23 protein-coding genes are annotated in these 25,054 nt (G+C 69.8%); 10 read left to right on the top strand and 13 right to left on the bottom strand.

The genetic code is table 11. From position 1 onward, the window contains the following. Positions 1 to 31 precede the first annotated feature (31 nt). The 3 genes from ABD793_RS31525 (at position 32) to ABD793_RS31515 (ending at position 4,740) form a co-directional block, all read left to right on the top strand. Positions 32 to 1,117 (top strand): alpha/beta hydrolase family protein, encoded by a 1,086-nt coding sequence (locus ABD793_RS31525; RefSeq protein WP_344866637.1) that lies wholly within the window; start codon positions 32 to 34, stop codon positions 1,115 to 1,117. 165 nt (positions 1,118 to 1,282) lie between these two features. Beyond that, positions 1,283 to 2,158, top strand: coding sequence for a LysR family transcriptional regulator (locus ABD793_RS31520; RefSeq protein WP_344866635.1), 876 nt, complete (start codon positions 1,283 to 1,285; stop codon positions 2,156 to 2,158). 227 nt (positions 2,159 to 2,385) lie between these two features. Continuing rightward, positions 2,386 to 4,740: an arylsulfatase gene (locus ABD793_RS31515; RefSeq protein ID WP_344866633.1), complete on the top strand. Its 2,355-nt coding sequence runs from the start codon at positions 2,386 to 2,388 to the stop codon at positions 4,738 to 4,740. A 44-nt stretch (positions 4,741 to 4,784) separates the two neighbouring features. Here the strand turns inward: ABD793_RS31515 and ABD793_RS31510 are convergent, their stop codons facing one another. From ABD793_RS31510 to ABD793_RS31490, 5 genes are read right to left on the bottom strand one after another with little or no spacing between them, the layout of a single operon-like run. Continuing rightward, positions 4,785 to 5,669 (bottom strand): formylglycine-generating enzyme family protein, encoded by an 885-nt coding sequence (locus tag ABD793_RS31510; protein WP_486303691.1) that lies wholly within the window; start codon positions 5,667 to 5,669, stop codon positions 4,785 to 4,787. A gap of 43 nt (positions 5,670 to 5,712) precedes the next feature. Then, positions 5,713 to 6,540, bottom strand: coding sequence for a carbohydrate ABC transporter permease (locus ABD793_RS31505; protein ID WP_344866629.1), 828 nt, complete (start codon positions 6,538 to 6,540; stop codon positions 5,713 to 5,715). Beyond that, complete coding sequence (locus ABD793_RS31500; RefSeq protein WP_344866627.1) at positions 6,537 to 7,448, bottom strand: carbohydrate ABC transporter permease; 912 nt, start codon at positions 7,446 to 7,448, stop codon at positions 6,537 to 6,539. The genes ABD793_RS31505 and ABD793_RS31500 overlap by 4 nt, the downstream gene beginning before the upstream one ends. An 8-nt stretch (positions 7,449 to 7,456) precedes the next feature. Further along, positions 7,457 to 8,725 carry an ABC transporter substrate-binding protein gene (locus ABD793_RS31495; RefSeq protein ID WP_344866625.1) on the bottom strand — a complete coding sequence of 423 codons (1,269 nt, stop codon included), beginning with the start codon at positions 8,723 to 8,725 and terminating at the stop codon, positions 7,457 to 7,459. A gap of 14 nt (positions 8,726 to 8,739) precedes the next feature. Continuing rightward, on the bottom strand, positions 8,740 to 9,333 hold the full coding sequence (locus tag ABD793_RS31490; RefSeq protein WP_344866623.1) for a helix-turn-helix transcriptional regulator: 594 nt from the start codon (positions 9,331 to 9,333) through the stop codon (positions 8,740 to 8,742). Between the two features lie 168 nt (positions 9,334 to 9,501). Here ABD793_RS31490 and ABD793_RS31485 point away from each other — a divergent pair, with 168 nt between their 5' ends. Next, on the top strand, positions 9,502 to 10,701 hold the full coding sequence (locus ABD793_RS31485; RefSeq protein WP_344866621.1) for a glycoside hydrolase family 3 N-terminal domain-containing protein: 1,200 nt from the start codon (positions 9,502 to 9,504) through the stop codon (positions 10,699 to 10,701). 82 nt (positions 10,702 to 10,783) lie between these two features. Continuing rightward, entirely contained in the window at positions 10,784 to 11,704 is a 921-nt protein-coding gene (locus ABD793_RS31480; protein WP_344866619.1) for a CE1 family esterase, read from the top strand. A gap of 80 nt (positions 11,705 to 11,784) precedes the next feature. Here ABD793_RS31480 and ABD793_RS31475 read toward each other — a convergent pair whose 3' ends face one another. After that, positions 11,785 to 12,813, bottom strand: coding sequence for a LacI family DNA-binding transcriptional regulator (locus ABD793_RS31475; RefSeq protein ID WP_344866617.1), 1,029 nt, complete (start codon positions 12,811 to 12,813; stop codon positions 11,785 to 11,787). Between the two features lie 144 nt (positions 12,814 to 12,957). On the opposite strand from ABD793_RS31475, the gene ABD793_RS31470 reads away from it, so the two are divergent. Genes ABD793_RS31470 through ABD793_RS31455 form a run of 4 tightly spaced genes read left to right on the top strand, consistent with a single transcriptional unit; the run spans position 12,958 to position 17,508 of the window. Then, complete coding sequence (locus ABD793_RS31470; protein ID WP_425548799.1) at positions 12,958 to 14,280, top strand: ABC transporter substrate-binding protein; 1,323 nt, start codon at positions 12,958 to 12,960, stop codon at positions 14,278 to 14,280. Between the two features lie 2 nt (positions 14,281 to 14,282). Beyond that, the gene (locus ABD793_RS31465) at positions 14,283 to 15,263 is read left to right on the top strand and encodes a carbohydrate ABC transporter permease (protein ID WP_344866613.1); all 981 of its coding nucleotides are present in this window, start codon (positions 14,283 to 14,285) and stop codon (positions 15,261 to 15,263) included. Beyond that, the gene (locus ABD793_RS31460; protein WP_344866611.1) at positions 15,260 to 16,114 is read left to right on the top strand and encodes a carbohydrate ABC transporter permease; all 855 of its coding nucleotides are present in this window, start codon (positions 15,260 to 15,262) and stop codon (positions 16,112 to 16,114) included. The genes ABD793_RS31465 and ABD793_RS31460 overlap by 4 nt, the downstream gene beginning before the upstream one ends. A 2-nt stretch (positions 16,115 to 16,116) precedes the next feature. Further along, positions 16,117 to 17,508 (top strand): GH1 family beta-glucosidase, encoded by a 1,392-nt coding sequence (locus ABD793_RS31455; protein WP_344866929.1) that lies wholly within the window; start codon positions 16,117 to 16,119, stop codon positions 17,506 to 17,508. 201 nt (positions 17,509 to 17,709) lie between these two features. On the opposite strand, the gene ABD793_RS31450 is transcribed toward ABD793_RS31455, so the two are convergent. From ABD793_RS31450 to ABD793_RS31440, 3 genes are all read right to left on the bottom strand, one after another. Continuing rightward, positions 17,710 to 17,946, bottom strand: a complete 237-nt coding sequence (locus tag ABD793_RS31450) for a hypothetical protein (RefSeq protein ID WP_344866609.1) — start codon at positions 17,944 to 17,946, stop codon at positions 17,710 to 17,712. A 251-nt stretch (positions 17,947 to 18,197) separates the two neighbouring features. Continuing rightward, positions 18,198 to 19,061, bottom strand: coding sequence for an ion transporter (locus ABD793_RS31445; protein ID WP_344866607.1), 864 nt, complete (start codon positions 19,059 to 19,061; stop codon positions 18,198 to 18,200). Between the two features lie 167 nt (positions 19,062 to 19,228). After that, complete coding sequence (locus tag ABD793_RS31440; protein WP_344866605.1) at positions 19,229 to 20,200, bottom strand: ArsR/SmtB family transcription factor; 972 nt, start codon at positions 20,198 to 20,200, stop codon at positions 19,229 to 19,231. Between the two features lie 66 nt (positions 20,201 to 20,266). On the opposite strand from ABD793_RS31440, the gene ABD793_RS31435 reads away from it, so the two are divergent. After that, positions 20,267 to 21,454 carry an MFS transporter gene (locus ABD793_RS31435; protein WP_344866602.1) on the top strand — a complete coding sequence of 396 codons (1,188 nt, stop codon included), beginning with the start codon at positions 20,267 to 20,269 and terminating at the stop codon, positions 21,452 to 21,454. On the opposite strand, the gene ABD793_RS31430 is transcribed toward ABD793_RS31435, so the two are convergent. The 4 genes from ABD793_RS31430 to ABD793_RS31415 form a co-directional block, all read right to left on the bottom strand. After that, positions 21,417 to 22,214: a family 1 encapsulin nanocompartment shell protein gene (locus tag ABD793_RS31430; protein ID WP_344866600.1), complete on the bottom strand. Its 798-nt coding sequence runs from the start codon at positions 22,212 to 22,214 to the stop codon at positions 21,417 to 21,419. The genes ABD793_RS31435 and ABD793_RS31430 overlap by 38 nt on opposite strands. Then, on the bottom strand, positions 22,211 to 23,245 hold the full coding sequence (locus tag ABD793_RS31425; RefSeq protein WP_344866598.1) for a Dyp-type peroxidase: 1,035 nt from the start codon (positions 23,243 to 23,245) through the stop codon (positions 22,211 to 22,213). Before ABD793_RS31425 ends, ABD793_RS31430 begins: the two co-directional genes overlap by 4 nt. Positions 23,246 to 23,347: 102 nt before the next feature. Then, the gene (locus ABD793_RS31420; RefSeq protein WP_344866596.1) at positions 23,348 to 23,971 is read right to left on the bottom strand and encodes a TetR/AcrR family transcriptional regulator; all 624 of its coding nucleotides are present in this window, start codon (positions 23,969 to 23,971) and stop codon (positions 23,348 to 23,350) included. Positions 23,972 to 24,079: 108 nt separating this feature from the next. Continuing rightward, a complete protein-coding gene (locus ABD793_RS31415; protein ID WP_344866594.1) occupies positions 24,080 to 24,805 on the bottom strand; it encodes an SDR family oxidoreductase in 726 nt (241 codons plus the stop codon). Positions 24,806 to 25,054: the final 249 nt, after the last annotated feature.

The raw sequence follows: 25,054 nt of genomic DNA, 5'->3' as shown, positions 1-25,054 counted from the left end.
CGATGCGAAGCTGCCCAGCACAGTACGAGGTATGCGAAAACGCCTTTTGACCGCGGCTTCCGCGGCACTGCTCGTGACCGTCCTCACCGCGGCCACCGCAGTGGCCGCACCGGCCCCGGTGACCTTCGACCTGCCGGTGCCCTCCGGCCCGCACCCGATCGGCGAACGGGACGTCCACCTGGTCGATCCCGCGCGCGCCCGGGAACTGATGATCAGCGTCTGGTATCCGGCGGAACAGGGGAACGGGCCGCGGGCGCGGTACCTGCCCGCGCAGGCGGCGGACTACTTCGACCGGGGAGCGGCTCCGGCGCTGGGCATCGCGCCGGGCCGGGTCGACTGGGCGGCGATCGAAACCCACGCGCGCGCCGATGCCGCACCACAGGGCCGCTGGCCGGTGCTGCTGTACTCGCCGGGCGGCGGTTCGCTGCGGGAGCTGGGCACCTCGACCGCCGAGGACTTGGCGAGCCGGGGGTACGTCGTGGTGACCGTCGACCACACCGGCGAGGCACCGTTCGTGGTGTTCCCCGGCGACCGGATGGTGACCGCGGATCCGGGTCAGGACCTCGTGTCGGATCTGCGGGTCCGGGTCGCCGACATGCGGTTCGTGCTCGACCGGCTGCCCGGGATTCCCGGACTGGGTCAGGCGATGGACCTCGGCCGCGTCGGGCTGCTCGGACATTCCTTCGGCGGGGACACCGCCGCCGAAGTGACCACAGTGGACAGCCGGGCGGATGCCGCGGCCGACCTCGACGGCTGGCTCGCCTACGACGTGGACGGGAAGAACCGCACCGGTGCCGGTACGAACGGCGTACCGCGGCCGATCCTGATGATGGGCTCGGCAGGCAGCACCCGCGGCGGCGAAGTACGCAGTCACCTGACCTCGCCGTCGTGGAACTCGTTGTGGCAGCACACCACCGCGCCGAAGTACGACGTGCCGCTGCCGGACGCGATGCACTACAGCTTCACCGACGTCCAGTGGTTCCTGCCCGAGCTGGCGCGGAAGCTGCCGGTGGACCCGGCAGTGCGGCAGCAGCGGATCGGCTCGATCGACCCCGCGATCAGCCTTGCGACGCAACGCACCCTGCTCACCACGTTCTTCGGCCGTATGCTGCGCTGAGAGACAGGCAGACCCTTGACGGTGGCCGTCGGCGCAGTGACACTGTTGCGCTATGCGAAAACCGTCGCGTGGTCCGCAACACCTCGAACGTTACGGCTTCCGGAGGCGACCATGCTGCGCGTGCTGACCGGCGGGCGGCGGGCGCTCCCCGCCGCCCGCTGAGCCATGGAACGGCGCCAGGTCGAATACTTTCTCGCAGTGGTCGAGCACGGCGGGTTCACCAATGCCGCACGGGCGCTGCACGTGGCACAGCCCTCGCTGTCGCACGCGGTGCGTGCGCTCGAACGCGAACTCGGCGGCCTGCTGTTCCACCGGCTTCCGCACGGCGCGGTACTCACCTCGGCGGGGTCGGCGCTGCTCGAGCCCGCCCAGCAGATCGTGCGGGATCTGCGCGTCGCCACCTCTTCGGTACGGGAGGTGCTCGGACTCGGCGGTGGCACCCTGGACATCGTTTCGCAGACCACGTTGTCCGTCGAGCCGCTCGCCCCGCTGCTGGGCCGGTTCCGGACCGGTCACTCGAAGGTCCGGGTGCGGGTGCTGGCGCCGGAGAGCCGGACCGAAGTGATCCGGCGCGTACGGCACGGCGAGAGCGAGGTCGGGCTGGTCGAGTCCGCCTCGGACATCCGCGGGCTGGCCACCGCGCCGCTGCCGGACCAGGAGATCCTCGCCGTGCTGCCCGCGGACAGCCCGCGCCGGGACCGCCTGCCCCGGCTCGAACTCGCCGCGCTCGACCTCGTGTCCACCCCGCCGGGCACGACCACCCGGCGGATCGTCGAGGACACCCTGGCCGGACTCGACGTCGAACCCCGCATCGTGGTGGAGACCGAACACCGCGCGATGATCGTGCCGCTCGTGCTGTCCGGTGCGGGCGCAGCGCTGCTCCCCCGTGCGATGGCCGAGGAGGCCGGGCACCAGGGTGCGGTGGTCGTGCCACTCGCTCCGGCCGCCGTGCTGTGCGGCCGGATCCTCTGGCGGCCCGGCCCGCTCTCCCCTGCCGCGGAAGCGTTCGTCGACCTCGCCACGACTGAGCTGCACCCATAGCGAACGTCTACCGGGCGCATCCACATCCGGTCTCGGCCCGGCCCGGCAAGGGCGTTGCCCGGATCGCCCCACCATGTGAGATTGGACTGAACTTCCCACGATGCCAAGGAGAGCACCGCCGTCCACACTGCCGAAAAACCCACGACAGGAGCCGCTGCGGTACCCGTCGGCCGGCGCCACCGGCACCCGACGTCCGGCACCGTGCGGATCACCGAAGGAGGACAAGCATGACCGATTTCCCCGCCGGACGGCACATCCTGCCCCGGCCGGAGCACCGGGATCCCGTCGCGACCGCGCTGAGCGTGCACGACCAGTCCGCGCCGCTCCGGGCACTGGGGCCGGTCCCGCCGCCGCGGGGAGCGCCGAACGTCGTCGTGGTGCTGGTCGACGACCTCGGTTACGGCACGTCCAGCGCGTTCGGCGGCCCGTGCCGGATGCCGACCGCGGATCGGCTGGCGGACAACGGGCTTCGCTACACCCGATTCCACGTGACCGCACTGTGCTCACCGACGCGGCAGGCGCTGATGACCGGCCGCAACCACCATTCGGTGGGGATGGGCGGCACGACCGAGATGGCCACTGCCGCACCCGGGTACCACGGGTTCCGGCCGCGCAGTGCCGCGACGATCGCCCAGCTGCTGCAGGGAAACGGGTACAGCACCGCGGCATTCGGCAAATGGCACCAGACACCGCCCCGGGAGATCAGCGCCGTCGGCCCGTTCGACCGGTGGCCGACCGGCGAGGGCTTCGACACCTTCTACGGGTTCATGGGCGCGGAGATGAACCACTGGTACCCGCAGCTGTACCAGGGCACTACGCCGGTCGAGCCGGAACGCCGTCCGGAAGACGGCTACCACCTCACCGAAGACCTCGTCGACCACGCCATCGACTGGGTCCGCACCCAGCACACGCTCACCCCGGGTCGCCCGTTCTTCAGCTACCTCGCACTCGGTGCCGGGCACGCGCCACTGCACGTCGGCAAGCAGTGGCGGGAGGGCTACCGCGGCCGGTTCGACCACGGCTGGGACGAACAGCGTGCGCAAACCCTGGCGCGGCAAAAGGAACTGGGCGTCGTCGCGGAGGACACCGAGCTCGCGCCGTGGTCGGAAGGCGTACCGCACTGGGACGAGCTGACCGGTAACCAGCGCCGCCTCGCAACGCGGTTCATGGAGACCTTCGCCGGTTTCGTCGAGCACGCCGACACCCAGGTCGGCCGGTTCACCGATGCACTCGGGGAAATGGGCGTGCTGGACAACACGTTGTTCCTCTACGTACTCGGCGACAACGGCGCTTCCGGCGAGGGCGGCATCGAAGGAACCGTTGTCGAGCACCGGCTCGGACACGGCCTCGTGGACGATCCGGACGAGATGATCGCCCACCTCGACGAGATCGGCGGGCCGCACAGCTATCCGATCGCGCCCGCCGGGTGGGCGCTCGCGCTCAACACGCCGTTCCAGTGGACCAAACAGGTCGCCTCGCACCTCGGCGGCACCCGCGACGGGATGATCGTGGCGTGGCCGGCCGGCATCGCGGAGCGCGGCGGGCTGCGCCACCAGTTCAGCCACGTCATCGACATCCTGCCGACGATCGCCGAATGCGCCGGGATCCCGTTGCCGCACAGCGTCGACGGGGTCGTGCAGCAACCCGTCGAGGGCGCGAGCTTCGCCTCGACGTTCCACGACGCGCACGCGCCGGAGTACCACCACACGCAGTACTTCGAGATGTGCGGCAACCGCGGGATCTACCACGAGGGCTGGATGGCGGTGACCCGCCACGGGGTGCCGTGGGAGATGGTGCCGACCGGCATCCGCCACTTCCGGGACGACGTCTGGGAACTCTACGACCTCACGACCGACTGGAGCCAGTCCCGTGACCTCGCCGCAGGGCATCCGGACAAGCTGGCCGAACTCCAGGACCTCTTCCTCATCGAAGCCGCGAAACACCACGTGTTCCCGCTCGACGACCGCGTCACCGAACGCGAGAACCCCGCGGTCGCCGGCCGGATCGACCTGCTCGGCGCCCGCACCTCGGTGACCTACCACGGCGGAATGCGGCGCTGCACCGAGGAAACCACGCCGAACGTCAAGAACCGCTCGCACAGCGTGGTGGCCGACATCGACGTACCCGAAACCGGCGCCGAAGGCGTGCTCATCGCGCAGGGGGGCAGGTTCGGCGGGTGGTCGGTGTACCTCGACCGCGGTTGTCCGTCCTATGTGTACAACTACTTCGGCATGTCCGGGTACGCGGTGCGGACGCCCACCCCGCTCCCACCGGGACGGCACGAGGTGCGGGTCGATTTCGACTACGACGGCGGCGGGCTCGGCAAGGGCGGCAGCGTAATGCTGATCGTCGACGGGGAAAAGCTGGCCTCGGGCCGGGTCGAGCGCACCATCGCGTACTACTTCTCGTTCGACGAGACGCTCAACGTCGGGGTGGACCTCGGCACCCCGGTGACCGAGGAATACCCGGTGATCGACAACGCTTTCACCGGAACCGTGCACACCGTACGCATCGACCTCGCACCCGAGGCGGAGGAACCGGACGCGAGCGGCCGGCACCGGCGAGTACTGACTTCGCAGTGATTCCCGGGGCGGCCGCGCGGATTCGCCACGCGGCCGCCCCGGCCTCAAACTCCGAGGTCGGCTGCCACCCGGAACCCGAGGTTGCCGGTGGAGGAATCCGGCGTGTTCGCGGTACGCGCGGCCACCCGGTAGCGATTGCAGTACGACTCGTGGCACAGGTACGAGCCACCGCGCATCGAGCGGTGCGGACCTGCCTCGTCGAACCGGTCGGCGCACCACTCCCAGACGTTGCCTGCCACGTTGTACAGCCCGAAACCGTTGGGCGGAAAGGCATCCACCGGCGCGGTGCCGAGGTATCCGTCGTCCCCGGTGTTGCGCACCGGGAAGCGGCCCTGCCAGATGTTGCAGCGGTGCGTACCGCCGGGGGTCAGCTCGTCGCCCCAGGGATAACGCGCCTGGTCGAGCCCGCCTCGCGCGGCGTACTCCCATTCGGCCTCGGACGGCAACCGCCGCCCGGCCCACTCGCAGTAGGCGAGCGCGTCCTGCCAGGACACGTGCACGACAGGATGGTCTGCGCGGCTCTCCACCTCGCTGCCCGGCCCCTCCGGCGCCCGCCAGTACGCGCCGGGCACCCCGCACCACCACGGCGCCTGCTCCGGCCGTGGCGAATCCCGGCGCAGCGCGGCGGGCACGAACTTCGCGAACACGTAGGTCCAGCCGAACTTTTCCGCATCGGTGCGGTAGCCGGTCTGGTCGGCGAAGGCGGCGAAGTCCGCATTGGACACGCAGTGCGCGCCGATCGCGAACGGGGCGAGCGTCACCTCCCGAACCGGACCCTCCCGATCCTCGGCGAACCCGTCCGGATCGTCGGTGCCCATCCGGAACGTCCCGCCCGGCAACGCCAGCAGCCCGTCCGCGTTGCCGGCCGAAAGCGGTGGCACGGTAACGGCTTCCGAGCCGGAACGGCTCGGCGGGCAACAGTGGGACACGTGCTCCAGGGTAACCGCGCGCGGCGGCGGGGCACCAGCCCGGCTAGCCGTACCGCACGCCGCTCGCGATACCGCGGACCAGGTACCTGCCCAGCACCAGGAACAGCACGATCACCGGCAGCACTCCGATGCTCGCCCCGGTCAGCATCAGCGAGTAATCCGTGAAGTAGCCACTGGCCAGCTGCGAGAGCACCACCTGCACGGTCGGGGACTCCGCCGGATCGAGCACCACCAACGGCCAGAAGTAGTCGTTCCACGCGCCGAGGAAGGTGATCATCGCCAGTACCGCGGCCTGCGGCCGGATTGCGGGCACCGCGACGTGCCAGAAGGTGCGCAGCACCGAAGCACCGTCCACAGTGGCCGCGTCGACCAGATCGGCGGCCACCGCGCCCTCGCACGCCTGGCGCATCCAGAACACGCCGAACGCGCTCACCAGCCCCGGCACGATCACCGCCTCCAGCCTGCCGTACCAGCCGAGGTCGCCGACCACCAGGTACAGCGGGATCACGCCGAGCTGGGCAGGCACCATCGCAGACCCGGCAACCAGCAGGAAAAGGCTGTTGCGGCCGGGAAACCGCAACCGGGCGAAGGCGTATCCGGCCACCGTGGACAGCACCACGTTGGACACCATCACGGTGCCGGACACGATCATCGAATTGCCCATGGCCAGCCAGAAGTCGACGGTGTCGAACACCCGCCGCACGTTCTCGAGGAAGTGCCCGCCGGGCAGCATCAGCGGCGAGGTCTCGCCGATCGCGGAGTTGTCCCGGGTGGACACCACGAACGACCAGTACAGCGGGAACAACGAGGCGCCGACCACTGCGGTCAGCACCAGGTAGACCCAGCCGCCGGGCCGCCGCCGCGGCCTCACGAGGAGCGCACCAGCCGGCGCAGCAGCCGGTAGTTGAAGACCGCGAACAGGACGCACACCAGGAACAGCACCCAGGACAGCGCGGCCGCGTAGCCGGCGTCGAACTTGGTGATCCCCTTCTCGTACAAGTACATCGCCAGTGTCTGGAACTGCCGGTCGTTGCCGCCGGTACCGCCGCCGCCCGCGTCGAACAGCTGCGGCTCGGCGAACAGCTGCAGCCCGTTCACGGTGCCGGCCACCACGGTGAACGCGATCGCCGGCCGGATCCCCGGCACGGTCACCGACCAGAAGGTACGCCACCGGGACGCACCGTCCAGTGCCGCCGTCTCGTACAGCTCCTGCGGCACCGCCTGCATCGCGGCCAGGTAGATCAGCGCGTTGTAGCCGGTCCAGCGCCACATCACCATGCTCGCCACGGCGAGGTGCGAGGACCACCGGTGCGCCTGCCAGGAGACCGGGGACACCCCGAACCAGCCGAGCACCTCGTTCACCACCCCGAAATCGCGGCCGTAGAGCTGTGCGAACACCAGCCCCACCGCGGCCACGGACACCACGTTCGGCAGCAGTACCCCGGTCTGCCACCAGGTCGAACCACGCAGCCGGTGATTGAGCAGCGCGGCGATGCACAGCGCGACGAACAGCTCCGGGATCGCGGCGAGCAGGAAGATCGAGATCGTGTTGCCCAGCGCGTTGTAGAACCGCGGATCGCCGAACAGCTGCACGTAGTTGCCGAACCCGAAGCCGCCCCGGTCGCCTGCCAGCAGATCCCAGTCGTGCAGGGAGACCCAGACCGTGTAGAGCATGGGGAAGGCGCCGAACACCGCGAAAACCGCGAAGAACGGCGCGATGAACAGAAAGGGGGTGGCCTTCCGGTCCAGCCGCGCTCCGAAGGTCCCGCGATCGCGCACGCCCGGCCCTACTTGATCGCCTCGCGCCCCATCTGCACCGCGTCCGCCCAGGCCTGATCGACGTTCTCCGATCCTTCCTCGATCCGGCCCAGTGCCTTGCCGAACTCGGGGCGTACGTCGGCGTCGTGCAGGCCGCGGTAGTTCGGCCGCAGCTGGTTGGCGGAGGCGGCGTAGAGCTGCCCGGTCGGGGCGTTCGAGAAGTATCCGTCGGTGTGCGCGATGACCTGCGGGTCCTCGTAGACCGACGGTTCACTCGGCAGGATTCCGGCGTTGAGGAAGAGCTTCTTCTCCTGCTCCGGTGCGGTCAGCCAGCGCGCGAGGTCGTAGGCCTCCTTCGGATGCTCGCTCTGCTTCGGCACGGTGAGGAAGGAGCCGCCCTGGTTACCGCTGTTGCCGGGCACTGTGGTGACGTCCCACTTGCCACCGACGTCGGTGCCGCCTGCCTCCTTGATCTGCGTGAGCATCCACGCCGGGCAGGCGATCGTGGCGAAGCTGCCCTGCTTGATCGCCACGTTCCAGGCCTGGGTGTAGGTGGTCACGGCCGCCGTCTGCCCCCGTTCGGCGAGCCCGCCTGCCAGGTAGAAGGCATTGCGCACGCTCGGGTTCCGGTCCGCGACGTAGGAGTCGTCCTTGGCCGAGAAGTAGTTCTCCGGGGACTGGTTCAGCATCGCGGTGTAGACGCTGCCCGCGGAATCGGCGAACTTGACCTTCGGCTGCTCCGCGGCGAACCGGCCGGCGAGGTCGGCGTAGGCCTGCCAGGTCGGCATGAGCGCCGCGACGGCCTTGCGGTCGGTCGGCAGGCCCGCCTGCTGGAAGAGGTCGCGGCGGTAGCACATGGCCAGGCTGCCCATGTCCGTGCCGAGGCCGAGCACGTAGCCGTCCTTGGTGCCCTGCGCCCACTTCCACGGCACCCACTGGTTCTTGAGCTCGTTCGCGCCGTACTCGGCGAGGTTGACGAACTTGTCCTGCACCTGCTGGTACTTCGGCAGCTGCTGCTCCTCGACGGCGACGATGTCGGCCGCGCCACGACCTGCCGCGAGCTGGGTGCTCAGCGACTTGAAGTGCGTGTCGAAGTCGGTGACCCGGCTCTTGATCTCGATGCCGGGATGATCCTTTTCGTACTGCTCGAAGAGCGGCTGGTAGCCGAACTCCCCGAACGTCGCCACGGTCAGCGTGACCTTCCCGCCGGTGGCCGTCGAGTCACCACAGGCGGAAGAGAGGAGCAGGAGCGCAGCCGCGATGGCGGCGGCGACCGGACGGCTGGTCAGCTTTCGCACGTGGTGAACATCCTTCAAATAACCCCTGCGCGCAAGGCGTAGGCGACGGCGTGCGGACGGTTGCGCAGCTTCAGCCTATTGGTCAGCCCGTAGATGACGTTCTTCACGGTCCGCTCCGAGTAGCACAGCTTGCCCGCGATCTCCGCGGTGTCCCAGCCCTCGGCCATCAACCGCAGCACGTCGACCTCGCGCGAGGACAGCGCGGCGCCGTCGCCGCTTTCCTGCAGGCTCTCGGCCTGGTCCAGCAGGTCACGCAGGGAGGTCTCGCGTCCCGAAGCCGCCGCCACGATGCTGCGCACCAGCTGCTCGCCCGCGATGGCTTCACGCGGCAACACCGCCGCCACGTGGCAGGCCGCCAGCTCCGGCAGCTCCTCGGGCTCCACGTAACCCGCCACCAGCACGATGGCCGCCGGGGTCTCCGACGCCGCGGCCCGCAGTGCCGCCTTCGCCTCCCGCGTGATGCGGTTGGCCGCGAACACCAGCACGGCCGCCTCGCCGCGCTGCTGCCCCGGCAGCATCCGCACCTCCGGACGCGCGCGGAGGTGGTCGATGAGCCCCGCCAACGCGATCGGGTCCGAAGCCCACGCCGCCACCTTGACCTGGTTCATTGCCACCTCCGTGTACAAACACCTATCCCGTGTGGCAGTCAGTGTGCCGAGGGCGCCTTCACAAATTCTCTAGGCGCGGCGACGCCATTCTTCACGGGCCGAACTTGGGCCTTGAGGTGGGCTTCGGATACCGTCTTCAAGACCCGTCCCAGACCGCCAGAGGAATTCATGAAGGCGCATACTCGGCCACGGCGGTCACCGGCGGGATTGCTCGCAGGCCTGCTGCTCAGCGGGGTGCTCGCCGGATGTGCCGGGCCCCAGGTCACCGGCACGGCGATGCCTGCCCCCGGCGCGGCGCCCAGCACCGGCAGCACCCCACAATCCGCGCCACAGTCCCCGCCACCAGCGCAAACGCCCGCTGCCACCGGTTCGTCCTGCGCCGCCGCGGTGTCCGCGATGGACGTGCGCGCGCAGGTCGCGCAACTGGTGGTGCCCGGCGTGGACGCCGGAAATCCGGCCGCGGTCACCAATCTGGTGCGCACCACACAGATCGGCGGAATCTTCATCGGGGGCAATAAAACCACGCTGTTGCAGAATGGTGCACTCACCGCGGTCCAACAGGCGGCGAAGATCCCGGTCTCGGTCGCGGTCGATGAAGAAGGCGGACGGGTCCAGCGCGTGGACGAACTCGACGGATCGCTCCCGAGTGCGCGGGAACTGGCCGCCACGAAATCGCCGGACGAGGTGCGCGCGCTCGGCGAGCAGCGTGGCAAGCAGCTGCGGGCACGCGGGGTGACCGTGGACTACGCACCGGATGCGGACGTGAGCGACGAGCCGGACGACGCGGTGATCGGCGACCGTTCCTACAGCCCCGACCCGGCCAAGGTGCGCGAGTACGCGATGGCGTTCGCGCAGGGGCTGCGCGCGGGCGGCATCCAGCCGGTGCTGAAGCACTTCCCCGGGCACGGCCGCGGGTCCGGGGATTCGCACCGGGGCACGGTGACCACTCCACCGCTGGACCAGCTGGAGCAGACCGATCTGCTGCCCTATCGCGACCTCGCCGAGTACGGCCGGGTGGCGGTGATGGTCGGGCACCTGGACGTACCCGGCCTGACCGACGGCGTACCGGCCTCCCTCTCCCCGGCCGCCTACCGGCTGCTGCGCGGCGAATTCCGGTTCACCGGACCGGTGATCACCGACGACCTCGGCGGGATGAAGGCGATCACCGACCAGTACCCGCTGCCGGAGGCGGTGCTCAAGGCCCTGCAGGCAGGCGCGGATGCGGCCTTGTTCTCCTCCGGCAACGGCGACGTGCCCGCGGTGCTCGACCGGCTCACGCAGGCGGTCGGCTCCGGGGAGCTGCCCGCCGCGCAGGTCGCCGCCTCGGCCGGCCGCGTACTGGCGGGCAAGGGCGTTTGCACGATGTGAGGAACTCTATGAACGAAACGTCCGGAGTCCCCGGTCGCAGTGTGACCATGGTCGCGCTCACTGGCCGATCGAGGAGGATCGAATGTCCGGACGCTTCCGCAGAGTTGCCGCGCTGGGTGCCGCGGTACTGGGATTCGGGGCGCTGCTGACCGGTACGGCAGCCGCGTCCGGGGTGGTCGACCACCAGGTGGCCAGCACCGGCTGCGGGCGCGACGCGTCCGGGGCCGGGAAGACGACTGTCGCACATCTGAGCTCCGGCGGGGTGGACCGTGAGTACCGGATCTACCTGCCCGCGCGGTACAACCCGCACCGCAAGTACCCGCTGGTGGTCTCCTACCACGGCCACCAGCGGACGGCGCAGTACCAGGAAGAGCTTTCCGGCTTCTCCGGATCGGACCTCATCGCGGTGTACCCGCAGGGCCTCGTCGGCACCGACGGCGAGACCGCATGGACCGGCGCGCCGTATTCGGCATCGGCCGACGACGTGCAGTTCACCAGCGATCTGCTCGGCTCCCTGCAACAGCAGCTGTGCGTGGACCCGTCGCGGATCTACGCGACCGGCAAGTCCAACGGCGGCGGGTTCGTCGGCGTGCTGGCCTGCCGGATGGCGAGCCGGTTCGCCGCGTTCGCCCCGGTTTCCGGCGCCTTCTACCCCGAGGGCGGCGCCTGCCATCCGTCGCGGAAGGTGGCACTGCTGGACTTCCACGGCCAGGCGGACGAGACGATCCCCTACGACGGCAACCCGGACAAGGGCCTGCCCCCGCTCCAGGACTGGCTGGCCGACTGGGCCGAGCGCGACGGCTGCGCCCCTAAACCGCATTCCTCCTCCCCGGTGCGCGGAGTGGTCAAGCAGCGGTGGCCCGGCTGCTCGCTCGTGCACTACCGGATCAAGGACGCCGGGCACGTCTGGCCGAGCACCCAGCCGAATCTCGACTCGGACACCCCGACGGTCATCAATGCGACCCCGCTGATCCGCGGCTTCTTCCACGCACACCGGCTCTGACCGCCGGGGTCGGGGTGGCTCCGCGCGGAGCCACCCCCCATTTTCGCGCCACAGCTCCACAGTGGACTCGGCCGGCCGGGTCAGCCGGATTCGCGCACCACCAGGGAAACCGGCAGGACCTGCGCCGCCGGTTCGAGGTCCGGACCGTCCAGCAGCCGCATCAGGATGCTCACCATCGTGCGCACCTGTTCCCGCGGGTCCTGGTGCACCGAGGTCAACGGCGGCGTCATGGCCGGCGCCAGCGTGGCGTTGTCGTCGAAGCTGGCCACCGCGACGTCGCCGGGCACGTCGCGACCCGCCGCGGACAGCGTGCGCAACGCACCCACCGCCATCATGTCGCTGGCCACGAACACCGCGTCGAGATCGGGAACCCGCTGCAGCAGTGCGGACATCGCCGTCGCACCACCGGCGAGGGTGAAGTCCGCCTCCTCGGACAGGCCCGCCGGGTCGAGGCCGGCATCGGTCAGCGTCGCGCGCCAGCCGGCCAGCCGGGCGATCGGCGCACCCTGGTCCTGCGGGCCGGCGATGGTCGCGATCCGCCGCCGGCCGGACTCCACCAGATGCGACACCGCCAACCGGGCACCACCCTCGTTGTCGAAGTCCACCACGTGCACGCCACGCCGCAGATCGGCCGCCTGGCCGCCGAACACCACCGGAACCCGCAGCAGGCGCAGCGCCCGCGGCAGCGGATCGGTGCGGTGCGGCGCGAACACGAGGACGCCGTCCACGTGCCCGCCCTCCAGGAACCGCACTGTCCGCGCGAGGTCCTCCCGGGTGTCGCTGAAGATCAACACCATCTGGCAACCCACGTCGGCCAGCTCGCGGTAGCCCGCACGCATCACCGCGGTGCGATACGGGTCGTCGAGCAGCCGCGCCTCGGGTTCCGACAGCACCACGGCGATCGCTCCGGTGCGACGGGTGACCAGCGATCGCGCGGCCTGGTTCGGCGAGTAGCCGAGGTCCCGCGCGGCGGCCAGCACCTTCTCCCGTGAGCGCGCGCTGACGTACGTGTCATCGTTCAACGCGCGCGACGCCGTGGACCGCGAAACCCCGGCAAAAGCCGCCACATCCTCCAGCGTCGGCCGCTCGTCCTCGGACCGAGGCGCCACCGCTTCACCCCCTGGTTCGTGATCGACGCCAGCTTAACCGGCCGATATCGGGAGCGCTCCCGGATATCCGGGACTCGAAGACCAGCCTTGACATCGGACGTTACCTGCAACACACTCGGTCGGCATCTGGGAGCGCTCCCAGAAATGACCTTCAAGGGGTTGACGACGGTGACAACGTTCCGGAAGGGCCTGGTGCTGGCACTGGGCATCACGATGACGGCGCTGACCGCCACGGCGTGCGGTGGCGGGGACGGGGATGTGCCCGCGGCGGCCGGACCGAACGAGCACGTGGAGCTGACCCTGGCCACGTTCACCGAGTTCGGCTACGAGGCGCTGCTCCCGGAGTACCAGAAGCTGCATCCGAACATCACGGTCACGCACCGCAAGACCGGCCAGGGCGGCCCGTACGCGCAGGACATGATGACCAAACTCGCGGCGGGCTCCGGACTCGCCGACGTGCAGGCGGTCGAGGAGGGCCACCTCTCCGACGTGCTCGCCAAGTCCTCGAAGTTCCGCGACCTGGGCGAGATCGGACCGGCCGACGCCGCCGCGGACCGCTGGCTGTCCTGGAAGTACGAGGCGGGCAAGGACAAGAACGGCAAGCTCATCGGTTACGGCACGGACATCGGCCCGCTCGCGATGTGTTACCGCAAGGATCAGCTCGCCGCAGCCGGACTGCCCACCGACCCGGAGGCGGTCAAACCGCTCTTCGCCACCTGGGACAGCTACTTCACCGCCGGCGCGCAGTACGCCGCCAAGACCGGCAAGGCCTGGTTCGACTCGGCCGCGCAGAACTTCAACGCCATGGTCAACCAGCTCCCGGTCGGCTACCTGGACAAGGACGACAAGCTGACCCTGGAGACCAACCAGGGCATCAAGGACGCCTGGCAGAAGGTGACCGACGCGGTCGCCAAGGGCGAGTCGGCCAAGCTCACCGCGTTCAGCAACGAGTGGAACTCCGGCTTCCGGCAGAGCGCGTTCGCGACCAAGGTCTGTCCGGCGTGGATGATCGGCGTGATCAAGGAGCAGGCCGGTCCCGGTAACGCGGGCAAGTGGGCGGTCACCCCGGCCTTCCCCGGCGGGGGCGGCAACTGGGGCGGCTCGTACCTGACCGTGCCGACGCAGAGCAAGCATCCGCGGGAGGCCGCCGAACTGGCCGCCTGGCTGACCGCACCGGAGCAGCAGATCAAGGCGTTCGCGGCCACCGGCAACTTCCCCAGCCAGACCAAGGCGCTGGAAAGCCCGCAGCTGCTGAACTCCACCGACGCCTACTTCGGCAACGCGAAGGTCGGCGAGCTGTTCGCCGAACAGGCGAAGAAGGTCGGCAAACCGCAGTACAAGGGCCCGAACGACGGGCAGATCCAGGACAACGTCGCCGCCCCCGCGCTGCAGGCGGTGGAACAGGGCGCCGCCGCCGCGGACGGCTGGCAGCAGCTGGTCGACGGTGCCAAGAAGCTCGCCCGCTGACCATGACGGTCACCGACAAGATTGCTCCGGAACACCCGGCCGGGGCACGGCGCCGCTCCGCGCCCCGGCCGGGACTGCGCGCCCGGCTCGCCCGGTGGGACGTCAAGGTCTCGCCTTACCTTTACGTGGCACCGTTCTTCATCGTGTTCGCGGTGGTGGGCATGTTTCCGTTGCTCTACACCGCGTACGTGTCGCTGTTCCACTGGGAGGCCGGCGACGACAACCCCGAATTCATCGGACTGGACAACTTCAAGGAGCTGTTCACCGACACGCAGTTCTGGCACGCGCTGGAGAACACGGCCAGCATCTTCCTGCTTTCCAGTGTGCCGCAGCTGATCATCGCGGTGCTGCTGGCTGCGTTGCTGACCGCCCGGCTGCGCGGCGCGAACGGCTGGCGCGTGGGCGTTCTGCTGCCTTACGCGGCAAGCCTGGTCGCACTCGGGATCATCTTCGCGAACCTCTTCGGCCCGCGCTACGGACTGGTCAACGGGGTGCTGCAGACCATCGGACTGTCCCCTGTGGACTGGCAGGCCAACCGGTTCGCCAGTCATGTCGCGATCGCGATCATGGTCAACTGGCGCTGGACCGGCTACAACGCGCTGATCGTGCTGGCCGCGATGCAGGCCATCCCGAAAGAACTGCACGAGGCGGCACTGATCGACGGAGCAGGCACGCTACGCCGGTTCACCAGCGTGACGTTGCCACTGCTGAAACCGACGCTGATCTTCGTCACGATCACCTCGACGATCGGCGGACTGCAGATCTTCACCGAGCCCAAGCTGTTCGACGCAATGCCGGGATCGAACAACGGTGGTTCCACCCACCAGTTCCAGACCGTGACGCTGTATCTGTACCAGACCGCGTTCGAGAACTTCGACCTCGGCTACGCGTCCGCGATCGCGTGGGTGCTGTTCGTGATCATCGTCGTGATCGCGCTGGTGAACTACCTGCTCACCGGAGCGCTGGCGGGGAGGAACAAATGACCACGCGCACCGGTCTGCGCGCGAAAGCGGGCAGGCTCGGCAAACCCCGCAAGGCCACCTACGGCGTGCTTGCCGTGTTCGTGCTCGGCTCGCTTTTCCCGTTCTACTGGTCGTTCCTCGTGGCCAGCCGCGACAACGGGATGCTCACCGAGCGGATCCCGCCGCTGCTGCCCGGCGGGAACTTCTTCGCCAACGCCGCCAGGGTGTTCGACACGGTGCCGTTCTGGCGGGCACTGCTCAACAGCGTCCTCGTGTCCGGCACGGTCACGCTGACCACCGTGCTGTTCTCCGCACTGGCCGGATTCGCCTTCGCCAAACTGCGCTTCCGCGGCCGGAACGGACTGTTCGTGTTCATCGTGGTCACCCTCGCGGTGCCGACCCAGCTCGGGATCATCCCGCTGTTCATCGCGATGTCGAAACTGGGCTGGGCCGGTGGGCTGCAGTCGGTGATCGTGCCCAACCTGGTCACCGCGTTCGGCGTCTTCTGGATGCGACAGTACACAGTGGACGCTCTGCCGTACGAACTGATCGAGGCGGCAAGGGTCGACGGGTGCAGTATGATCCGGATCTTCTGGAACGTGTGCCTGCCCGCGGTGCGCCCGGCCGCGGCGATCCTCGCCATGTTCACGTTCATGACCTCGTGGAACGATTTCCTGTGGCCGCTGGTGGTGCTCGACGCGGGCAATCCGACCGTGCAGGTGGCACTGGAGAAGCTGCAGAGCGGCTACTACGTCGACTATTCGCTCGTGCTCGCGGGCACCACGCTCGCCACCATCCCGATCCTCATCGTCTTCGTCCTGCTCGGCCGCCAGATCGTGGCCGGGATCATGCAAGGTGCCGTGAAAGGGTGACCATGTCCGCACAGCCGATGCCCGAACGGGTCGCGCTCGCGTTCCCGGACGCGTTCGTCTGGGGTGCCGCGACCGCGGCCTTCCAGGTCGAGGGATCGACCACAGTGGACGGACGGGAACCGTCCGTGTGGGACACCTTCGCCGCCCGGCCGGGCGCGGTGGTGGATGGCGACACCGGCGAGCCCGCCGCCGACCACTACCGGCGTTACGCCGACGACGTGACGCTGATGCACTCGCTCGGCCTCGGCGCGTACCGGTTCTCCCTTTCCTGGCCCCGGATCCGTCCGTTCGGCAAGGCGAACCAGCGTGGCATCGGTTTCTACGACCGGCTGGTGGACCGGTTGCTCGCGGCCGGTATCCAGCCGTGGGCCACGCTGTATCACTGGGATCTGCCACAGTCGCTCGAGGACAGTGGCGGGTGGACAGCGCGGGACACTGCCTACCGGTTCGCCGAATACGCGGAAACGATCGTGGGCAGGCTCGGCGACCGGGTGGCCAGCTGGTCCACATTGAACGAACCGTGGTGCGCGGCGATGCTCGGGTACGGTTCCGGCGTGCATGCGCCGGGACGCACCGAACCGGCATCCGCCGTGGCCGCGGCACACCATCTGCTGCTGGGGCACGGACTCGCGATGGACGTGCTGCGCCGGGACGTACCTGCCGTGCCTTCGGGGATCACGCTCAACCTGTACCCGGTCGCCGCGGATTCGGCCGGACCGGCGGACGCGGACGCACAGCGCCGGATCGACGGGCTGCAGAACCGGCTGTTCCTCGATCCGGTGTTGTGGGGCGGATATCCGGACGACCTGGTGGCCGATCTGGCGCCGTTCGGCCTCGACGAGGTGGTGCGGGAGGGGGACGACGCGGTGATCGCCACGCCGATCGACTGGCTCGGGGTGAACTACTACCGCGGCTACCGCGTGGCCGGTACACCCCGGCCGGGCAGCGCCCCGGCCGGGGCGGAGTGGCCCGGCGCCGGGCACGTGCACTTCGTACCGGACCCGGCGGCGCCGCGCACGGACTCCGGCTGGGAGGTGCAGCCCGGCGGACTGACCGGAGCACTGCGGCAGGTGCACCGTGACTACCCGCCGATCCCGTTGTACATCACGGAGAACGGTGCGTCCTATCCGGACTCGCCGGTGGCCGGGGAGATCGCCGACGACGACCGGGTGGCCTTCGTGGAGGCGCATCTGCGTGCCGCTCACGACGCACTCGCCGACGGGGTCGATCTGCGCGGTTACTTCTACTGGTCGCTACTGGACAATTTCGAATGGGCGGAGGGATACGCGAAACGATTCGGCCTGGTGCACGTGGACTACCAGACCCAGCGCCGGACCCCGAAACGCAGCGCCCGCTGGTATGCGAACGTGATTGCCCGCAACGCGGTTTCCTGAGCGCCGGTCCCGACGACGGTGCCCGGCGGCCGGGACCGGTCGCCACGGACCGTGGTCGAACCAGCACGCTCGAGCAAGCACCATCGAGGCCGGGCACACCACGACTGCCGAAGGGTTCTCCCGCCGCACGACTGCCGAGTACCGCACGGTCACCGCGGAGTTCCCACCGCATCGCGGACGGCCGCCCGCGATCGCCGAGGGTTACGAATCCGATCCCGGCAGTACCCGGCTGCTCAGCGGGGCGGTGTCCGGACGCTCGGGTGGCCACCACACCTGCGCCGGCGGCGGCGGAACGTCGTCGTCGGGCAGTTCGAGCGCGTCGCTCCCGCTCTGCCAGCGGTTCCAGTGCGCGGAGCACAGTCCGCGCCACAGCGCCGGTTCCGAGCACTCCTGCCTGCGGCACCTGCGTGCCGGTTGCCCGCTTTCCACCACGTCCACGACTCCCAACCCGCGCCTGGTGCCGCCGACCGGTTCGTGCTGGCAGGCCCCGGCGGTAGCACTCCGAACTCGTGCGAACACAATCCTTGTGCTGCAACAGAAACGTTGGCGCTTACCCTACTCCAGGCCAGAAACTCGCTCGCACGAGCTGCGGTGCACTCGTTCAGCGGTTGACGCCCGCCGCGCAAGCCCACCGGCACCGCACACCCCGGCACGCAAGGTGAGGGACCGACCGCGCACCGTCCGCACGTCTACTGTGGAGCGTCCGGGTGCCGGTGCGTGGCGTCGTACTCGTGCGCCGCGGACCGCTGGGTCCGCACGCGCAGCAGGCTCTCGTCCGCGGAGTCGTCGTCGGTCTCGTTCAGTCCCAGCACCACCGCACGGCGGATCTGTTCGCGGTTGTCGCGCACCACGGAGGAGAAGAAGTCGTCGATGCGCGGGTCGAGCAGTACCTCCAGCAGCACCCGGAACGAGGTGTCCACGACACCGCGCACGACCTCGTCGTGGAACGGGAGACGGCGGAGCTTGCCCAGCTGCGGGTCGGCCGCGAGCTTCTCGGTGATGATCGCGCGCAACTCGTCCTTGTTCCCGCTGAGCGACTTCGCGAGGTTCTCCGGGTAGTTGCCGGTCTCCAGGACCTTGACGACCTCGTCGAGCACCGCGACGGTGACCGGCTTCTTGATCGCCTGCACGATCGAATCGGTGAGCTTGTCCACCAGCCGGTAGGTGAACTGCTCGCCGACGGCGCGGTCCGCGGCCCGGCCGAGCCGCACCACGAGCAGGATCACCGCGATCACGTGGTGGTGGGTCACGAAGGCGGGATGCGCGATCGGGATCATCGCGAACACCTCGTACCAGGTGCGCCCGAGGAACGCGATCCGCCAGCGCCGCTTGCGCCAGCGCCACAGCAGTTCGAGCAGGAAGATCCCGCAGATCGCGCAGTCGGCGACGAAGAACCACCGGCCGAGGTCCGCCGAGACCGACGACACCAGCTGGTAGCCGACCAATCCGGCGGAGACCAGCGCGAGCGCGAGCATGATCCAGTCGTCCGCGCGCACGTTGCCGGGCAGGATGCCACTGTTGAGCTCAGCCCCCTGCCTGCGGCTGGTGGTCATGCGCACTCCCTGGTCTCGACGGCCCCTGCCAGCCCGATGATCGCACGATCCACCGCCACCGGCCGGGCACGCCGATCCCGGCGAGCCCTCGACCTCGGGGGCCGGCACCCCGCAGCAGCGCGCCCATCGCGGGCACCGGCCTGCGCAGAACCCGCCCCGGACGAGATTCAGCTACCGGCGAGCAGTGCCGCGCCGAGGTCCGTCGTGAGGTACCGGACCGACCGGCCGGAGCGTTGCCTTGCCACCAGCCCGGCCTCCCGCAGCACCCGCAGATGCTGGGAAATCGCGCTCGGCGTCACCTCGAGCGCGACCGCGAGATCGGTGGTCGTGGCCGGGGAGCACAGCGCCGCCAGCAGATCGGCCCTGGCGCGGCCGAGCAACCGGGCCACCCCGTGGTCCGGCGGCCGGGTCCCGGCTGTCCACAGTGCACCGATGCCGCGGGCCGGATAGCGGATCGTGGTCTGCGTGGCGGTGCGGGCCCGCACGAACACGTCCGGCGAGCCGAGTGCGACCGGCATGAGCACCAGGCCACCGGGCCCCAGCCGGACTCGCCGCTGCGGACCGCCGGTCCGCACCAGCCTCCCGGATACCCAGCGCAGGTCGGGGTGGAGATCGGCGAAGAGGCGCGCGGCGCCGCCCGCGGCCAGCTGACCGGCCCGGTAGCCGACGTCCGCGTCCAGCAACGCCCTGATCCGCGGCCAGTGCGGCTCGACCACCCGCCGGTAGGCCATCCGCAGTTCGTCCGCAATGATCTCGAGACCGGCCGACGGTTTTTCGGCCAACGGCGACACCGGCGCGGGCAGGTCGGCGCCGAACACCCGGCGCAGGCTCGCCCGCACGTGCCGCGCGCTGGTCCGGCGCAGCGCGGCCAGATCCTGCTCCAGCGACGCCGTCGGACCGCTCGGCGCAGGCACCAGGAAGTTCGGCCAGCTCGGCCGTTCGGCAGTGAGCAGCGCCGAGGTCAGCGGAAGCTCCTCCGACCCCAGCTCCCCCTCAGCCCAGCGCAGCCACCGCAGGTGCAGCACGTTCGGATTGCGCCCGTTCAGCTGCAGCAGCGCGGCGACCGTCTCGGACAACGGGGACACCGCGAACCGGGTCTCGGCCAGTTCGTCGACCCCGAGTGCCACGGTGAGCGCCATCGCCTGAGTATGTAGCACTGGGCTAAAAGATGTTGCCCGCCGGCCGGACCGGCGAGGATTCCCGGCGTGTCCCGACTCTCCCCGGCCTACCGGAAACTGTGGTGGGCAACCGGAATCAACAACGTCGGCGACGGTGCCTTCACCGCCGCGGTGCCACTGCTGGCCGCCGCGCGCACCGACGATCCACGGCTGGTCTCCGCGGTCGCCGCTGCGTCGTATCTGCCGTGGCTGTTGCTCACCCTGCCCGCCGGTGCGTGGGCCGACCGGCACGATCGGGTCGGCCTGATGTGGCGAGCCCAGGTGGTACAGGCGGTGGTCGCCGCAGCGGTCGCGCTGGCGACCGGATCCGCCGGGGTCGCGATTCTCGCGCTCACCGCGTTCGCGCTGGGCGCGGGTGACGTCGTGTTCGGCACCGCGGCACAGTCGTTCCTGCCGGAGATCGTGCCGAAGCCGTTACTGCACCGGGCGAACGGAGCGCTGCAGACCGCGACCGTGATCGGTGTCCAATTCGCCGGGCCGCCACTGGGCAGTGCGCTGTTCGCGGTCGCGACGCCGCTGCCGTTCGGTGTGGACGCGGTCTCCTTCGCGGTGTCCGCGGCACTGCTGATCTCCCTTCCCCGGCAACGCAAACCGAGCTCGCCGCCGCGGGCACCGATCGCCGAAGGGCTCCGCTGGCTTGCCCGGCACCGGCTCCTGCGCACACTCGCCATGGTGCTCGGCGTCAACACGTTCTGCGGCCAGCTCGCGACCGCGACGCTCGTGCTGCTGGCCACCCGGACCCTGCGCGTCAGCCCGGCGGGCTACGGCCTGCTGCTCACCGCAGCGGCGATCGGCAGCCTGCTCGGCGGCCTGGTCAACGCCCGGATGGTCGTCCTGCTCGGGGAACGCAGGGCGCTGGTCACCGCGCTCGCCGCGAACGCGCTCGTGTTCACCGCACTCGGGTTCAGCCCGAACGCGATCGTGCTCGGGGTACTGCTGGCGGCGAACGGATTCGTCACGACGCTGTGGAACGTGGTCACTGTCAGCCTGCGCCAGGAGCTGGTCCCCGCCCCGCTGCTCGGGCGGGTGACCAGCGTGTACCGGCTCCTCGGCTGGGGCCTGATCCCGCTCGGCACCCTTGCCGGCGGTTTCGTCGCGGACTCGTTCGGCCTCCGCGCGCCCTATCCGGTGGCAGGCGTGCTGCGCGGGCTGGCGCTGCTGGCTGCGCTGCCGGTACTCAGGCAGTCAGCCCGACCCCGGCCTCCGCGGTGTTGACCAGGAAAGTGAGCGTTTCCTGGAAGTACAGCTCCACAGTGGACGCGTCGTGGCCGGTGTAGCCGATGGACAGATCCTGTCCGAAGTGCAGCTCGTAGTCCCCGCCACGGGTGGACAGCACGCAGGCCCCGCTGATCGCCGGGGTGCGGACGAGCTCACCGTCCACCAGCTGACGCAGGTGCTCCAGCACCGGATAACCGTGGTCGGCCGCCTCGATGGCCGCGGTGTGCGCCTCGTCGCTGAGCAACACCGCGAACGGCCCGGCGACCCCCGCGTCGCGCAGTTCGGCCAGCGCGTCGCCGATCGCGTTCGGGTAGGTACCGGCTTCGGCAGGCAGTGCCAGTGCGCGCAGCGGCGACGCCGGCCGGATCCCGCTGATCCCGGCGGCAGCGAAACCGTCGACCACGATCCGGTCCTCGGCCCGCGCGATGTGCTGTGCGGCATCCTTCACCGGCTGCCAATCGGCGTCCTTCGCGCCCCATTCCACCGAGTCGACGGCCTCCCGCGACACCGTGAACGGCACCCGCAGCTCCACGATCCGCTGCGCGGTGCGCAGGCTCGCCACCACTGCGTCGGACGGTCCGGAGACCGGTTCCTTGTGCCCGGTGCCGATCGCGGCGAGCGCCGGGTCCTCGGCCACCACCACGTCGACCACCCGCCGTGCCGCGGCGGACTCCCGGAACGTGCGCTTGGCCTCCTCCTCCAGATCCGCCCATGCGGCGGCCGAGATCGGGGCGAGTTCGCGATGCAGGTTGTTCATGGCCGAGAGCTCCTTCGCAGGCTGCCGATGCCCAGTGACGACCCGTCCGGTGCCGGTGGCTCCGGCTCGGCCGGGGGTGACGCGGGGATTTCCGGTGGATCTTCGAGGAAGTCCACGGTGGGGACGTAGAACAGCGCTCCGGTGAGCGGGGTGGAGAAATCGAGGATGCGGTCGTGGTTGCCCGGCGGTGCGCCGACGAACATGTTCTCCAGCATCCGCTCGATCACCGACGGCGTCTTGGCGTAGCCGATGAAGTAGGTGCCGAACTCGTCGTAGGCGGGCCGCCCGAACGGCATGTTGTCCCGCAGGATGTCCAGTTCGTTGCCGTCCTCGTCGGTGATCACGTTGAGCGCGAGGTGCGAGTCGGGCGGCTTCTCCTCGTCCGAGAGCTCCACATCGGACAGTTTGCGCCTGCCGATCACCAGCTCCTGTGCTTCGGTGCCGAGCGCGTTCCACGCCGCCATATCGTGCAGGTACTTCTGCACCACCACGTAACTGCCGCCGTCGAAGGGTCCGTCGTCGTCCACCAGCACCGCACGCGCGGCACCGCCGCCGGTCGGGTTCTCCGTGCCGTCCACGAAGCCGAGCACGTCCCGCGCGTCGAAGTAGCGGAAGCCGGACACCTCGTCCACCACGGTGACCGAACCCCGCAGCCGGTCCATGATCAGCGTTTCCAGCTCGAAGCACAGGTCCGTCCGGTCCGCGCGGAGGTGGAAGAGCAGGTCGGCCCCGGTGGTCACGCTGGTGTGCCGGTCGCCGGAAAACACCGGGAGCTCGTGCAGCTCGGCGGGGCGCGGAGCACCGTAGATCCGGTCCCACGCGGCCGCGCCCACCCCGGCGACGCAGGTCAGTCCGCCCGCCAGCGCCCGGAACCCGACCGTGCGCTGCAGTCCGGGCAGGTCCGCGAGCAGGTCCTTGGCGATCTGCTCGGCCCCCTCGTCCACCCGGACCACCAGGAACACCGCCGCACGGGTGAGCGGACCGAGCACACTCTGCGACTCCGGGGGCAGCTCAGCCGACGAAGCGGTCACCGCGGTACTCCCGCACTCTCGAGCACACACCCTCCCACCGCCACGATCCGTCGAGCGCATCCTAACCGCCGGTGGCGCGCTTCACCGGTCGTGCGGATCGCCTCAGGCGAGGCGGGGCAGCAGGTCCGCGACGTCGGCCGCCAAGCGGTCCGCAGCACCGTCCCGGCCGGCCAGCCGCTGCAGCAGCGCCTGCTGGAACAACCCGTCGAAGGCGGCGTAGGCGACCTCGGGCGTCACCCGCGGCGGCTGCCCGGTGAACTCCGCGTAGCGCTGGATCACCCGCCAGACCATGGCCTGCCGTTGCCCGTCGATGTCGAGCACGTCGGTGCGGAAGGACTCTTCGAACAGGCTCTGGTTGCGCAGGTCGTACCAGAGCCGGTGCATTGCCGCGTCGGCCCGCAGGGTGGCCGCCATGGCCGCGCCGAAGCCCTGCTTCAGCTCCTCGGCCGAGGTCGCCTCGGCCACGACGTCGTCGTAGCGGGTCACGCAGACGTCCTCGAACTTGCGGACCGAGTAGGTGAGCAGCTCGACCTTGTCGGCGAAGTAGTAGTGCAGCACGCCGTGGGAGAAATCGGACTTCTGCGCGATCTCCCGCAGGCTCGTGCGGGCGTATCCCAGCTCGGCCAGCGCCTGCAGGGCAGATCCGGCCAGCTGCTCACGCCGCTGGGCGAACTTGTCCACCGCACGCCGGGAGATCCGCTCCTGTGCACTGGTCACCTGGCTCATGCTAACAAGCCTCTCAGACACCGGGGGTTCGTCAAAAGGTAATCTTGACGACTGTCCAGATGCTGAAACTCCGCCTGTTCCGCCACGAGGCGCAGGTCACCGCATGGATCAGAACCTGCCGCCGCCGGCGTGCAGGGTCTGGCCGGTGACCCAGCGGGCCGCGCCGGAGGCCAGGAATCCGACGATGTCGGCGATGTCGTCCGGTTCGCCGAGGCGGCCGAGCGGCGTCTGGCGCGCGGCGTGTTCGGCCGCCCCCGGCGGGCCGTCCGCGGTGAGCGCTTCCGTGCGCACGGCGCCTGGCAGCACGCTGTTCACCGTCACCCCGCGTGGCCCCAGCTCCTTCGCCAGTACCCGCACGAGCTGATCCCCGGCGGCCTTGCTCGCCGCGTAGATCCCGGTGCCGGGCTGCGACGTCACCACCACGCCGCTCGAGACCACCACGATCCGTCCGCCGTCGCGGACCCGTCGCGCCGCTTCGCGCAGTGCCACGAATGTCGCGCGCAGGTTGGTCGAGAAGACGAGGTCGAAATCCTCGTCGACAGTGTCGGCGATCGGGCAGAACCGGGCGACACCGACGTTGGCCACCACCACGTCCAGGCCGCCGAATTCCCGTTCGGCAGCTTCGAAAAGACCGTGCAGCTCGCGATCGTCGGTCACGTCGGCGCGCAGTGCGACGGCCTGCGCACCGGCCGTGCCGATCTTGTCCACGACCGCCTGTGCCGCGGATTCGTCGCTGCGGTAGTTCACCGCGACCGGCCAGCCGTCCATACCCAGCCGTTCCGCGATCGCGCGCCCGATCCCACGCGAACCTCCGGTGACCAACGCACCCGCCATCTCGCCGCCCCTTGTCGCCTCCGAAGACAGCCTAGCCGCGACTTTCAGGCACCTTGTCTCGCATACGCGCGACCCGGTCAACCGGCCGTGCTTCAATGAAGATCATGAGCAATCCGCTGGTCGCACCGGTGCAGGATTCGACGACGGCGGTGTCGGGGGTTCCGCTGCTGGAGGACGCGACGGGACTCAAAGACGCGATCGAGAACAAGGACTGGGCAGCGGTCGCGATCGGCGCGGTCGGCACCGCAC

This window comes from Amycolatopsis ultiminotia (assembly GCF_039536925.1).
Lineage (GTDB): Bacteria > Actinomycetota > Actinomycetes > Mycobacteriales > Pseudonocardiaceae > Amycolatopsis > Amycolatopsis ultiminotia.
The sequence above is the reverse complement of the archived record's forward strand: the minus strand, read 5'-3'. Positions and strand labels throughout refer to the sequence as shown.

Excerpts from the sequence above, each read along its gene's own strand:
- ABD793_RS31515 (WP_344866633.1), top strand. The coding sequence starts at position 2,386 with ATGACCGATTTCCCCGCCGGACGGCACATCCTGCCCCGGCCGGAGCAC.
- ABD793_RS31465 (WP_344866613.1), top strand. The coding sequence starts at position 14,283 with ATGACGGTCACCGACAAGATTGCTCCGGAACACCCGGCCGGGGCACGG.
- ABD793_RS31480 (WP_344866619.1), top strand. The coding sequence starts at position 10,784 with ATGTCCGGACGCTTCCGCAGAGTTGCCGCGCTGGGTGCCGCGGTACTG.
- ABD793_RS31420 (WP_344866596.1), bottom strand. The coding sequence starts at position 23,971 with ATGAGCCAGGTGACCAGTGCACAGGAGCGGATCTCCCGGCGTGCGGTG.
- ABD793_RS31430 (WP_344866600.1), bottom strand. The coding sequence starts at position 22,214 with ATGAACAACCTGCATCGCGAACTCGCCCCGATCTCGGCCGCCGCATGG.
- ABD793_RS31460 (WP_344866611.1), top strand. The coding sequence starts at position 15,260 with ATGACCACGCGCACCGGTCTGCGCGCGAAAGCGGGCAGGCTCGGCAAA.
- ABD793_RS31415 (WP_344866594.1), bottom strand. The coding sequence starts at position 24,805 with ATGGCGGGTGCGTTGGTCACCGGAGGTTCGCGTGGGATCGGGCGCGCG.
- ABD793_RS31445 (WP_344866607.1), bottom strand. The coding sequence starts at position 19,061 with ATGACCACCAGCCGCAGGCAGGGGGCTGAGCTCAACAGTGGCATCCTG.
- ABD793_RS31520 (WP_344866635.1), top strand. The coding sequence starts at position 1,283 with ATGGAACGGCGCCAGGTCGAATACTTTCTCGCAGTGGTCGAGCACGGC.
- ABD793_RS31470 (WP_425548799.1), top strand. The coding sequence starts at position 12,958 with ATGACCTTCAAGGGGTTGACGACGGTGACAACGTTCCGGAAGGGCCTG.
- ABD793_RS31525 (WP_344866637.1), top strand. The coding sequence starts at position 32 with ATGCGAAAACGCCTTTTGACCGCGGCTTCCGCGGCACTGCTCGTGACC.
- ABD793_RS31485 (WP_344866621.1), top strand. The coding sequence starts at position 9,502 with ATGAAGGCGCATACTCGGCCACGGCGGTCACCGGCGGGATTGCTCGCA.
- ABD793_RS31455 (WP_344866929.1), top strand. The coding sequence starts at position 16,117 with ATGTCCGCACAGCCGATGCCCGAACGGGTCGCGCTCGCGTTCCCGGAC.
- ABD793_RS31490 (WP_344866623.1), bottom strand. The coding sequence starts at position 9,333 with ATGAACCAGGTCAAGGTGGCGGCGTGGGCTTCGGACCCGATCGCGTTG.
- ABD793_RS31440 (WP_344866605.1), bottom strand. The coding sequence starts at position 20,200 with ATGGCGCTCACCGTGGCACTCGGGGTCGACGAACTGGCCGAGACCCGG.